The organism is Streptomyces durbertensis (assembly GCF_014156695.1).
Lineage (GTDB): Bacteria > Actinomycetota > Actinomycetes > Streptomycetales > Streptomycetaceae > Streptomyces > Streptomyces durbertensis.
Genome location: NZ_WMLF01000149.1, coordinates 1 through 11,443 on the forward strand (window position 1 = coordinate 1; position 11,443 = coordinate 11,443).

At 73.5% G+C, this 11,443-nt stretch carries 12 protein-coding genes and 1 pseudogene; 7 read left to right on the forward strand and 6 right to left on the reverse strand.

Going from position 1 to position 11,443, the window contains the following annotated elements:
• Positions 1–68: 68 nt before the first annotated feature.
• Both GL263_RS12485 and htpX read right to left on the reverse strand, forming a co-directional pair.
• A complete protein-coding gene (locus GL263_RS12485) occupies positions 69–443 on the reverse strand; it encodes a YccF domain-containing protein (RefSeq protein WP_182855736.1) in 375 nt (124 codons plus the stop codon).
• The gene (gene htpX / locus GL263_RS12490) at positions 440–1,333 is read right to left on the reverse strand and encodes a zinc metalloprotease HtpX (RefSeq protein WP_182855737.1); all 894 of its coding nucleotides are present in this window, start codon (positions 1,331–1,333) and stop codon (positions 440–442) included. The genes GL263_RS12485 and htpX overlap by 4 nt, the downstream gene beginning before the upstream one ends.
• Between htpX and GL263_RS12495 the strand changes: the two genes are divergently transcribed.
• Complete coding sequence (locus GL263_RS12495) at positions 1,332–2,003, forward strand: hypothetical protein (RefSeq protein ID WP_182855738.1); 672 nt, start codon at positions 1,332–1,334, stop codon at positions 2,001–2,003. The genes htpX and GL263_RS12495 overlap by 2 nt on opposite strands.
• Positions 2,004–2,094: 91 nt before the next feature.
• Here the strand turns inward: GL263_RS12495 and GL263_RS12500 are convergent, their stop codons facing one another.
• On the reverse strand, positions 2,095–3,252 hold the full coding sequence (locus tag GL263_RS12500; RefSeq protein ID WP_182855739.1) for an Mrp/NBP35 family ATP-binding protein: 1,158 nt from the start codon (positions 3,250–3,252) through the stop codon (positions 2,095–2,097).
• Positions 3,253–3,392: 140 nt separating this feature from the next.
• On the opposite strand from GL263_RS12500, the gene GL263_RS12505 reads away from it, so the two are divergent.
• Entirely contained in the window at positions 3,393–4,193 is an 801-nt protein-coding gene (locus tag GL263_RS12505; protein WP_438947952.1) for a hypothetical protein, read from the forward strand.
• A 36-nt stretch (positions 4,194–4,229) separates the two neighbouring features.
• Here the strand turns inward: GL263_RS12505 and GL263_RS12510 are convergent, their stop codons facing one another.
• Complete coding sequence (locus tag GL263_RS12510; RefSeq protein ID WP_182855740.1) at positions 4,230–4,778, reverse strand: hypothetical protein; 549 nt, start codon at positions 4,776–4,778, stop codon at positions 4,230–4,232.
• Positions 4,779–4,858: 80 nt separating this feature from the next.
• Here GL263_RS12510 and GL263_RS12515 point away from each other — a divergent pair, with 80 nt between their 5' ends.
• From GL263_RS12515 to GL263_RS12530, 4 genes are all read left to right on the forward strand, one after another.
• Complete coding sequence (locus GL263_RS12515) at positions 4,859–5,476, forward strand: suppressor of fused domain protein (protein ID WP_182855741.1); 618 nt, start codon at positions 4,859–4,861, stop codon at positions 5,474–5,476.
• A 43-nt stretch (positions 5,477–5,519) separates the two neighbouring features.
• The gene (locus GL263_RS12520; RefSeq protein ID WP_182855742.1) at positions 5,520–6,188 is read left to right on the forward strand and encodes a DUF6758 family protein; all 669 of its coding nucleotides are present in this window, start codon (positions 5,520–5,522) and stop codon (positions 6,186–6,188) included.
• 59 nt (positions 6,189–6,247) lie between these two features.
• Positions 6,248–7,093, forward strand: a complete 846-nt coding sequence (locus GL263_RS12525) for a PHP domain-containing protein (protein ID WP_182855743.1) — start codon at positions 6,248–6,250, stop codon at positions 7,091–7,093.
• A 101-nt stretch (positions 7,094–7,194) separates the two neighbouring features.
• Positions 7,195–7,800, forward strand: coding sequence for a MarC family protein (locus GL263_RS12530; RefSeq protein WP_143647821.1), 606 nt, complete (start codon positions 7,195–7,197; stop codon positions 7,798–7,800).
• Between the two features lie 33 nt (positions 7,801–7,833).
• On the opposite strand, the gene GL263_RS12535 is transcribed toward GL263_RS12530, so the two are convergent.
• On the reverse strand, positions 7,834–8,682 hold the full coding sequence (locus tag GL263_RS12535; RefSeq protein ID WP_182855744.1) for an alpha/beta fold hydrolase: 849 nt from the start codon (positions 8,680–8,682) through the stop codon (positions 7,834–7,836).
• A gap of 207 nt (positions 8,683–8,889) precedes the next feature.
• Positions 8,890–10,198 (reverse strand): annotated as a pseudogene (locus tag GL263_RS12540) (DEAD/DEAH box helicase); the annotation flags it as partial.
• 446 nt (positions 10,199–10,644) lie between these two features.
• On the opposite strand from GL263_RS12540, the gene GL263_RS12545 reads away from it, so the two are divergent.
• Positions 10,645–11,397 carry a ferritin-like fold-containing protein gene (locus tag GL263_RS12545; protein ID WP_182855745.1) on the forward strand — a complete coding sequence of 251 codons (753 nt, stop codon included), beginning with the start codon at positions 10,645–10,647 and terminating at the stop codon, positions 11,395–11,397.
• Positions 11,398–11,443 lie beyond the last annotated feature (46 nt).

Consider the following 11,443-nt stretch of genomic DNA (forward strand, 5'->3'; position numbering starts at 1 on the left):
GCTTGTGGATTACGAACTGGGCGCCGTCCGGCTGTGAGGCGGGCGCGGCGCCCGTGCGCGGCCCCTGGTCAGCTGGTGCGGACGATTTCGCGGCCGAGGGGCATCAGCGAGACGGGGATCATCTTGAAGTTGGCGATGCCCAGCGGGATGCCGATGATCGTCAGGCACAGCGCGACGCCGGTCAGGATGTGGCCGAGCGCCAGCCACCAGCCGGCCAGCAGCAGCCAGAGCACGTTGCCGAGGCAGGAGGGGGCGCCCGCGTCGCGGCGTTCGACGGCGTCGTAGCCGAAGGGCCAGAGCGCGTAGGTGCCGATGCGGAAGGCCGCTATGCCGAACGGGATGCCGATGATCGTGACGCACAGGAGCACGCCGGCGAGCAGGTAGGCGAGGAACAGCCAGAAGCCGCTGAGGACCAGCCAGATGATGTTCAGGATCGTCTTCACGGCTGCCAGCCTGCCATGCGTTCCAGTCGCGCGACGCGTTCGGCGACGGGCGGGTGGGTGGAGAAGAGGCGTGAGGCGCCGCCCGAGCTGCCGAAGGGGTTGGCGATCATCATGTGGCTGGCGGTCTTGAGCCGGGGCTCGGGGGGCAGCGGGAGCCGGCTGGTGCCGGCGTCGATCTTGCGCAGGGCGGAGGCGAGGGCGAGCGGGTCGCCGGTGAGGCGGGCGGCCGCGGCGTCGGCCTCGTACTCCCTGGACCGGCTCACGGCGAGCTGGATGAGGGAGGCGGCGAGCGGTCCGAGGAGGAGGACGAGCAGCATGCCGACCAGGCCGGGGCCCTCCTCGTCCTCGGAGCGTCCGAGGGGGATGAGCCAGGCGAAGTTGACCAGCAGCATCAGGGTGGTGGCGAGCGCGCCGGCGACGGAGGAGACGAGGATGTCGCGGTTGTGGACGTGGCTCAGCTCGTGGGCGAGGACGCCGCGCAGTTCGCGGGCGTCGAGCAGGCGGAGGATGCCCTGGGTGCAGCAGACGGCGGCGTTGCGCGGGTCGCGTCCGGTGGCGAACGCGTTGGGCGCGTCGGTCGGGGAGATGTAGAGGCGGGGCATGGGGCGGCGGGCGGCGGTGGAGAGTTCGCGGACGATGCGGTACAGCTCGGGTGCCTCGAATTCGCTGACCGGCCGGGCCCGCATGGCGCGCAGTGCGAGCTTGTCGCTGTTCCAGTAGGCGTAGCCGTTGAAGGCGACGGCCGCGGCGAGCGACAGCAGCAGGCCGGTGCGTCCGAAGAGGCTGCCGACGCCCACGATGAGCGCGGACATGGCGCCCAGGAGCAGGGCTGTCCTCACCCGGTTGCTTCGGCCGTGACAACGGGGACGCAAGGAGGCTTCTGCGCACATGGAGACGACAAGTCGGGCCACGGCGCCCGCGGGCGTCACTGACCGGTCCGCTCCCCGGCCTGGTGAGCACGGGGAGAGCGGCGAGCTGGCCGAACTGGCCGGCACGGCCGGCTTCCCCTGGTACGGCCTGGACGAGGCCTTCGGCGGTCGCCGCTGGCTGATGCAGGTCGGCGCCGGTTCGGACGGCACGGTGGAGCACGGCGCGCTGGGTCACGGCGACCAGCCGTCCCTGCGCAGCGAGTCCGAGCAGATGAGCCGGCGCTTCGCGGTGGTGGTGACGGTCGCCGCCCGCCCGCTGCGTCGCAGCGCCGACGGTACCGGCGTGCTGGAGGCCACCAGCGGTTCGTCGGCGGCCTGGCTGGCCGGCTCGGGGCTGCTGTCCTGCACCTGGCCGGTGCAGATGGAGCGTTCCCTGCGGCAGGACTGGCTGGAGCAGCAGACGGACATCGCCTGGGACCTCGCCGACAACCTCGGCGGCGACGGCTGGAGCACCCTGTCCCTGCCGGTCGACGGAGTGCCGGTGGACTTCCACTACCGGGAGTCCGAGTACGGCTGGGTGCTGGCCGGGTCGGCCGAGAGCTACGTGCACCTGGGCGCCTACGGGCGCGGGATGAGCGCCTACGGCCTCGGCTTCGGCCAGGTGCCCGACCTGGCCGCCTACACGGACTGACCGGCGTACGGACGTCACCACCCGCGCCCGGCGAGGGGCGCGGGTGACGGCCACCGACGCGCGCGCCGCGGCGGGGAGGCCGCGGCGCGGCTCAGAACTTGTTGCGCGGGGTCAGGCCCAGCGACATGCCCTGGAGGCCGCGCTGACGGCCGCCCAGCTTGCCGGCGATCGAGCGGATCGCGGCGCCGGCCGGCGACTCGGGGTCGGTCAGCACGACCGGGCGGCCCTCGTCGCCGCCCTCCCGCAGCCGCACGTCGATCGGGATGCTGCCGAGCACCGGAACCTGGGTGCCGGTCGTCCGGGACAGCCCCTCGGCGACCCGCTCGCCGCCGCCGGTGCCGAAGACGTCGACCATCTCGTCGCAGTGCGGGCAGGGCAGGCCCGACATGTTCTCGACCACGCCGACGATCTTCTGGTGCGTCTGCACGGCGATGGAGCCGGCGCGTTCGGCGACCTCGGCCGCCGCCTGCTGCGGGGTGGTGACGACCAGGATCTCGGCGTTGGGGATCAGCTGGGCGACGGAGATCGCGATGTCACCGGTGCCCGGCGGCAGGTCGAGCAGCAGCACGTCCAGGTCGCCCCAGTACACGTCCGCGAGGAACTGCTGCAGCGCGCGGTGCAGCATCGGCCCGCGCCACACGACGGGGGCGTTGCCCGGGGTGAACATCCCGATGGAGATGACCTTCACGCCGTTGGCCGACGGCGGCATGATCATGTCCTCGACCTGGGTGGGGCGGCCCTCGGCGCCCAGCATCCGGGGCACGGAGTGGCCGTAGATGTCGGCGTCCACGACGCCGACCTTCAGCCCGTCGGCGGCCATCGCCGCGGCGAGGTTGACCGTCACCGACGACTTGCCGACGCCGCCCTTGCCGGAGGCCACGCAGTACACCCGGGTCAGCGAGTTCGGCTGGGCGAACGGCACCTCGCGCTCGGTCTTGCCGCCGCGCAGCGTGTTGGCCAGCTCGCGGCGCTGCTCGTCGCTCATGACGTCCAACTCGACGCTGACGCCCGTGACCCCGGCCACACCGCGCACCGCGTCGGTCACCCGCGAGGTGATCGTCTCCCGCATCGGGCAACCGGAGACCGTGAGGTAAACCACGACAGCGACGGAGCCGTCCTCCGCGATATCAACCGATTTGACCATGCCGAGCTCGGTGATCGGACGATTGATCTCCGGGTCGTTCACCGTCCCGAGAGCGGTGAGAACCGCGTCCTCGGTGGGCGCGGATCCGTACGTGTCGGTAGCCATACGTCGATGGTACGGCTCCGGCCGGGACTGCGAGGAGGCGCCCGGGACGCAAAACGGTAGGGTGCGGTTGCTCCGGCCCGCTCGCGGTCAGTGAACGCGGCGGTCCGGTTCCGACGCGACCCTACGGAGGACGAGCCGAAGTGACAGCCAGCGCCCGTCGACGGACCCCGCACCGGACAGCACCTCCGCGGCGGGCCGGCACGGCGTTCCGCGCGGCGCTGCTCGGCCTGCTGGTGCTGGCGGGCACGGTCACGGGCTGCGGCGCCCCCGAGGTGGACCCGGACGAGGGCACCAACGGTGTCGGCAAGCTCTCCGCGAAGGCCATCGAGCAACGGGCCCGCAAGGCCGCCGAGTCCGCGCAGGCGGTCCGGCTCTCCGGCAGTGTCGCCGGCCAGGACCGCACCTACCGCCTCGACATGCGGCTCAAGACGGACGGCGGCGTCGGCGAGGTCTCCACCAAGGGCGGGCCCCGCTTCGAACTGCTGCGCGTGGCGGAGGAGCTGTTCCTGAAGGCGGACGCCGACTTCTGGGTCCACCAGGACAAGGACGGCGAACCGACCGCCTCCGACAAGGAGGCGGCACGCAAGCTGGAGGGCAAGTACGTCCGGGTGCCGCCGGACGACCCCTCCTACCAGCAGCTCAGCGGCTTCACCGACATGAAGGTGCTGCTGGACGGCCTGCTGTCGCTCGACGGCCCGCGGGAGACGGGCGAGCGCCGCGAGGTGGGCGGCGTGCGCACCATCCAGGTGCTGGCCGGCGGAGGCGGCGGCGGGAAGCTGGACGTCTCCCTCGTCGGCACGCCGTACCCGCTGCGGCTCGAACGCGGCGGCGACGCGGGCGTGGTGGAGATGGCCGAGTGGAACAGGGCGTTCGCGCTACGGGTCCCCAAGAAGGAGCAGATCGTCGACCACGGCGCCCAGACCGCACCGGGCCAGGGCTGACACCGGGGCGACGCCACCGGGGCTGACGCGCCGGGCTCAGCGACCGCCGCGGCGGCGGGCGGCGGCGCGGAGCAGCCGGGGCAGGGCCTCGGGCTGGGCCCGCCGGGTGGTCGCCGGCGTCGGCAGCGGCGCCGCGTCCGTCGGCTCCTGCGGCATGGCGCCGGGCTCCTGCGCGGGCGCGCCCGCCGGTTCCAGCCGCAGCACCCGGCACTCGGCGGCCCACCGCTCGGTGAGCGTCGCGGTGTCCGGGGCGTTGAGCCGCTTGCCCTTCAGCTCCTCGGCCGCCGCCGTCCACGCCTCGCCGCCCGGTGCCAGCTCGACCACCCTGGCCGGCCAGACGACCAGCCGGCCGCCCTTGTCCTTGCTGCGCGCGGTGACCGTCGCGGTGCCGCCGTCGACCAGTTCGAGGCCGTCGACGGGCTGCTCGCCGGGGCCGGTGACCAGGCAGACCGCGCCGTCGTGCCAGGCATGCCACAGGGCGCGCGCCGGGCCGCTGGCGCCCCGCACCCACACCAGCGCGGACTTCTTGGCCGACTCCTCGATCAGGGCCTGGGAGAGCAGCTGCTGCGCGGCGGTCTCGGTCATGCGCCGACCCTACCGCGCAGGCCCGCGACGGCCCGGCCCAGCCCGCGGGGCGGACGGCTACCGGTGCGTAGACTCGCCGCATGAGCCGCGTACTCGAACTGGTGGAGGCCCACCTGACCGCCGAGCTCGGCGAGCCGGACGCCCGGGCGGCGGTGACCTTCCTCGGCGCCGACCGGATCGAGGTGCTGCGCTTCACCGCCGACACCCCGCAGGGGCCGGTCGTGCGCTACGGGACGCTCGGCATGTCCGGCGCACCGATGACCGACCCCACCGCGCCGGTCGCCGACCCCGAACGCGGGCCGCGCGCCGAGCTGCTGCTGGCCGTCCGTCCGCTCGCCCGGTCAGGTGGCCCCGTCCCGGAGGTGGACAGGGTGCTGCGGCCGCTGGCCGTGCTGGCGGCCTCACCGCAGGTGGAGGGCGTCGTGGTGGCGCCCGGCGCGTCGCTCGACGTCGGGGAACCGCTGTGGCCCGGGGCGCCGTTCACCTCCGTCCTGGTGGCCGAGCCGGGCGGCGTGGTGCCCGACCTGGAGCTGCCCGAGCCCAAGGACCCGGTGCGCTTCCTGCCGTTGCTGCCGATGACGCCCAACGAGGCGGCGTGGAAGCGGGTGCACGGCGCGCAGGCCCTGGAACAGCGCTGGCTCGACCACGGCACCGACCTACGCGACCCGGGACGCGGGACGGTACCCCTGACCGGGTGATCGTCCTTGACGAAGTCGCCGTCTGGTAGGACCGTAAGTCGACATGAGGGGCGAACCCAGTTGCCCGAAGTGCGGTAGCCGGGTCAGGGCGCCCGGCCTCTTCTCCGACTCCTGGCAGTGCGACGTGCACGGCCCGGTCTACCCGCTCCAGCCTGTCGTGCCGCCCAGCGTCGAGGCGCTGGGCGTGGTGGTGAACCGCGCGCGGGTGCCGGTGTGGATGCCGTGGCCGCTCCCGGTCAACTGGCTGTTCAGCGGGATCGCGTCGGCCGGGGACGACCGCAGCGGCGGCCGCGCCACGGCGGTGGCCTGCTCGGGGCCCGGTCCGCTCAGCGGCCCGGGCGAGATGGTGCTGATCGCCGAGGAGCTGGGCGTCGGGCTCGGCGCCCGGTTCGCCGGCATCCCCGGCCCCGACCCGGGACCGCACCTGTCGCTGGGCAAGCCGCCGCAGACGAAGGTGTACGCGGCCGGCCGCCCCACGCCGCTGTGGCAGCTGGACGGCGTGCCCGAGGACCGTGCGGTGTTCGCCGGCGAGGCGCGCGGGCTGTGGCTGTGGGCGGTCGTGTGGCCCATGGAGTCCGGTCTGCTGCTCTACGACGAGTTGATACTGACCGACCTGCGCGAGGCCGGCGCCGAGGTGGAACTGCTGCCCTGCGGCGCGCTCTCCCCCCGCCTGCTGGACCACGGCGCCTCCGACCCGCCGGGCGGGCCCTGACGACCCCGTGGCCGGCGGTTAGACTGCTCGCGTCCCCGTCACCGAGCCCGGAGCCCGCCGTGCGCATCGACCTGCACACCCACTCCACGGCCTCCGACGGCACGGACACCCCCGCGGAGCTGGTGGCCAAGGCGGCCGCCGCGGGTCTCGACGTCGTCGCGCTCACCGACCACGACACCGTCGCCGGGCACGACGAGGCGATCGCCGCGCTGCCGACCGGTCTGACGCTGGTCACCGGCACCGAGTTCTCCTGCCGGCTCGACGGCGTCGGCCTGCACATGCTCGGCTACCTCTTCGACCCGAAGGAGCCGGAACTCGCCCGCGAGCGGGAGCTGGTCAGGGACGACCGGGTGCCGCGCGCCCACGCGATGGTCGGCCGGCTGCGGGAGCTCGGCGTGCCGATCACCTGGGAGCGGGTGCTGGACATCGCCGCCGACGGTTCCCTCGGCCGCCCGCACATCGCCACGGCGATGGTGGAGGCCGGCGTGATCGACGACGTCTCCGAGGCGTTCACCGCCGAGTGGATCGCCGACGACGGCCGGGCGTACGTGGACAAGCACGAGCTGGACCCGTTCACCGCCGTCCGGCTGATCAAGAACGCCGGCGGCGTCGCGGTCTTCGCCCACCCGAGGGCGGTCAAACGCGGCCAGGTCGTGCCCGAGAGCGTGATCGCCGACCTCGCCGCCGCCGGACTGGACGGCATCGAGGCCGACCACATGGACCACGACGCGACCACCCGCGCCCGGCTGCACGGCCTCGCCCACGACCTCGGTCTGCTCGCCACCGGCTCCAGCGACTACCACGGCGACCGCAAGACCTGCCGGCTCGGCGACTTCACCACCGCGCCGGACGTCTACGCGGAGATCGCGGCACGCGGCTCAGGCGCCTCCCCCGTGACCCGCTGACCTCCGGCCCTTCAGCCGACAGCGCCGGCCTCCCGGCCGCGCACCACCCAGAGGCGGGGGAGTCCCCCCGCCGGCACCACCCACACACGCAAGGCACCACCGTGTTCGACGCCGCCGTCTTCGGCTCCCTCTTCCTGACCCTCTTCGTGATCATGGACCCGCCGGGCATCACCCCGATCTTCCTGGCCCTCACCTCCGGCCGGCCGGTGAAGGTCCAGCGCCGGATGGCCTGGCAGGCCGCGCTGGTCGCCGGCGGCGTCATCACCCTGTTCGGCCTCTGCGGCAAGCAGATCCTCGACTACCTGCACGTCTCCATGCCGGCGCTGATGGTCGCCGGCGGTCTGCTGCTCCTGCTCGTCGCCCTCGACCTGCTGACCGGCAAGACCGACGAGCCGAAGCAGACCAAGGAGGTCAACGTCGCGCTTGTCCCGCTGGGCATGCCGCTGCTGGCCGGCCCCGGCGCGATCGTCGCGGTCATCCTCGCGGTGCAGAAGGCCGACGGCGCGGCCGGGCAGGTGTCGGTGTGGGCGGCCATCGCCGCGATCCACGTCGTGCTCTGGCTGACGATGCGCTTCTCGCTGGCGATCGTCCGGGTGATCAAGGAGGGCGGCGTGGTGCTGGTGACGCGGCTGTCGGGCATGCTGCTGTCGGCGATCGCCGTCCAGCAGATCGCCAACGGCGTCACCCACTTCATCCAGGGCGGCTGACCCCCGCACCGCCGGACCGCCGCCCGGCGCCGGTCAGTGCGCCGTCCAGAAGTCGGCCAGCGCCCGGGCGGTGGTGGCGGGGCTCTCGACGGCGGGGGAGTGCGCGGCGTCCTGCACGACGGTGTGGCGCGCGTCGAGCCGGTCGGCCATCGCCGCGATGTCCTCCACCGGCCACGCGTAGTCGAGAGCGCCGTGCAGCACGTGCACGGGCAGGTCGACGGCGGCCAGCTCCTCGACCCGGTCCGGCTCGCCGAGCAGCTGCTGCGCGGTGGCCGACAGCTGCGCGGGGGAGGTGTTCATCCAGCGCTCCCGCAGGAAGGCGGAGACCTCCGGAGTGGTCGACACGTCGGCCGCCTCCGGCGGGTCGAGCTCGATCATGGCCTGCCACACGGCGGCCATGTCCATCACCGGCAGCGCGCCCAGCAGCATCTTGAGCCGCTGCTGCTGCGCCGCGGTGACCGCGCCCGGACCGCTGCTCATCAGGGTGAGCGAGCGGAACGGCGACGCGTCGAGCAGCACCGCCGCCCGGCTGACGTGCCCGCCCATCGAGTGGCCGAGCAGGTGCACCGGCCCGCCGAGCGCCGCGGCCAGGGCCAGCACGTCGGCGGCCAGCTCGGACTGGGCGTAGCCGGCCTCGTCGTCGACGGGCCCACCGCTCTCGTGCTGGCCGCGGCCGTCCACGGCGACCACCCGCAGACCGGCCCGCGCGAGCGGGTCGAGCAGGGTGATGAAGTCCTCCTTGCTCCCGGTGAAGCCCGGGACGAGCAAGGCGGTACCGCGGGCGGGTTCGCCGGCGTCGTGCACGGCGAACTCACCGCGGTCGGTGGCGAGGCGGTGGGCGCGGGCGCCCGGGGGCAGTTCCAGCGTCGGCGGCTTGCTCATGCCGTGACGCTACCCGGAATCAGCCCTCGGACTGCGCGGCGGCGCCCCGGGTGCGCCGCCGGCGGCGACGCGGCTTGCGCGGGCCGCCCTCGGCGTCGGCCGTCGCGGTGGCGGTGGCCGCACCGGACTTGCCGGTGTCGACGGCGGTGTCGGTGGTCGCGGTCGTGCCGGCGGACTGGGTGGGCACGGTGGCCGCCTGGCCGACCGGCTGGCCGCTTCGGGTACGCCGGCGGCTGCGGTTGCGGGCCGGGCGCTCGGCACGCTCGGACTCGTCCTTGGCGGTGGCGGCGCCGCGCTTGCGGCCGTTGCCCCGACCGCCGCGTCCGCTCTCGCCCAGGTCCTCCAGCTCCTCGGCGGCGAGACCGGCGCGGGTGCGCTCGGAGCGGGGCAGCACGCCCTTGGTGCCCTCGGGGATGCCCAGCTTCTCGTAGAGGTGCGGGGAGGTGGAGTAGGTCTCCTCCGGATCGTGGAAGTCCAGCCCGAGCGCCTTGTTGATCAGCTGCCAGCGGGGGATGTCGTCCCAGTCGACGAGGGTGACGGCGATGCCGGTGGCACCCGCCCGGCCGGTGCGGCCGACCCGGTGCAGATAGGTTTTCTCATCGTCCGGCGTCTGGTAGTTCAGCACGTGCGTGACGCCTTCGACGTCGATGCCGCGGGCGGCGACGTCGGTGCAGACCAGCACGTCGACCTTGCCGTTGCGGAACGCGCGGAGCGCCTGCTCACGGGCGCCCTGGCCCAGGTCGCCGTGGACGGAGCCGGCGGCGAAGCCGCGCCGGAGGAGCTGCTCGGTCAGGTCGGCGGCGGTGCGCTTGGTCCGGGTGAAGACCATCACCAGGCCCCGGCCCTCCGCCTGGAGGATGCGGGCGACCATCTCCGGCTTGTCCATCGAGTGGGCGCGGAAGACGTGCTGGGTGATGTTCGCCACCGTCTTGCCCTCGTCGTCGGGCGAGGTGGCGCGGATGTGCGTGGGCTGCGACATGTAGCGGCGGGCCAGCGAGATGACCTGGCCGGGCATGGTCGCGGAGAACAGCATCGTCTGGCGCTTCGCGGGCAGCCGCTCGATGATCTTCTCGACGTCCGGAAGGAAGCCGAGGTCGAGCATCTCGTCGGCCTCGTCGAGCACCAGGCCCTTGATCTTCGAGAGGTCGAGCTTGCGCTGGCCGGCGAGGTCGAGCAGCCGGCCCGGGGTGCCGACGACGATGTCGACGCCCTTGTTCAGCGCCTCGACCTGCTGCTCCTGCGGCCGGCCGCCGATGATCGACAGGACGCGCACGTTGCGCGCCTTGCCGGCGGTCAGCAGGTCGTTGGTGACCTGCTGGCACAGCTCGCGGGTGGGGACGACCACAAGCGCCTGCGGGGCGTCGGTCAGCTGCTCGGGCGTCGCCCGGCCGGCCTCGACGTCGGCGGGGACGACCACGGCCTCCAGCAGCGGCAGGCCGAAACCGAGGGTCTTGCCCGTGCCGGTCTTGGCCTGGCCGATGACGTCCTTGCCGGCGAGGGCGACGGGAAGCGTCATCTCCTGGATGGGGAAGGGAGTGGTGATACCGACGGCCTCGAGTGCTTCGGCCGTCTCAGCGAGGATTCCGAGGGAACGGAAAGTCGTCGTGGACAGGATGCTTGCCTCTTCTGTGAGACGCGGGACGAGGCGGCGAGGCGGGTCGTACCGTGCCGGCGTGGGGCTCTTGGTCACCACGCGGCGCAGGACCACTAGCTCTCGCTCAAGCGCTCGTTCCGCGCGAGCGGTCCCTCACATGCGGAGGGCGGTCTGGTCGGAGCCGATCGTGCTACCGACCGGGCATCCGCGTTCATGCGCGTGCCCGCCGACTCCGACGGGCCTATATCACTGTACCTCCAATCCACGCAGCCGCACCGGGACGATTGGCTCACATCACGGTCGGCGGCCCCCGCCGGGCGCCTGACGCGGGGCCGACGCAGCAGGTGAAGCGGGCTATTGTGCCGGGCATGGAGACGCCTGACACCCCCGCCGGGGGAACCCCCGAGCAGCCGGAGCCGGCCCCTACCGGAATCGCCGCGAAGAGCTGGGCCGAGGCCTCGGCCGACCCGCACTACCGGGACGCCGTGGTCGACCTGCTCGGTGCGCTGGCCTACGGCGAGCTGGCCGCCTTCGAACGCCTCGCCGAGGACGCCAAGCTCGCCCCGACCCTCGTCGACAAGGCGAAGCTGGCCGCGATGGCCTCGGCCGAGTTCCAGCACCACGAGAAGCTCGCGCGGCGGCTGGCCGCGATCGACGCCGACCCGACCGAGGCCATGCGGCCGTTTGTGGCCTCGCTCGACGAGTTCCACCGCCTGACGGCCCCCTCGGACTGGCTCGAAGGGCTGATCAAGGCGTACGTCGGCGACTCGATCGCCTCCGACTTCTACCGGGAGGTGGCCTCCCGGCTGGACTCCGACACCCGCGCCCTGGTGCTCGGGGTGCTCGACGACACCGGTCACTCCAGCTTCGCCGTCGACCGGGTGCGGTCCGCCATCGAGGCCGACCCGCGGGTCGGTGGCAGGCTCGCCCTGTGGGCGCGGCGGCTGATGGGTGAGGCGCTGTCGCAGGCCCAGCGGGTCGTCGCGGACCGGGACGCGCTGTCCACGATGCTCGTCGGCGGCGTCGCCGACGGCTTCGACCTCGCCGAGGTCGGCCGGATGTTCTCCCGGATCACCGAGGCGCACACCAAGCGGATGGCGGCCCTGGGCCTCGCCGCCTGAGCTCCGGGGTGGTGGCCCCTCCCCGCTCGAAGGCCGGGGGAGGGTC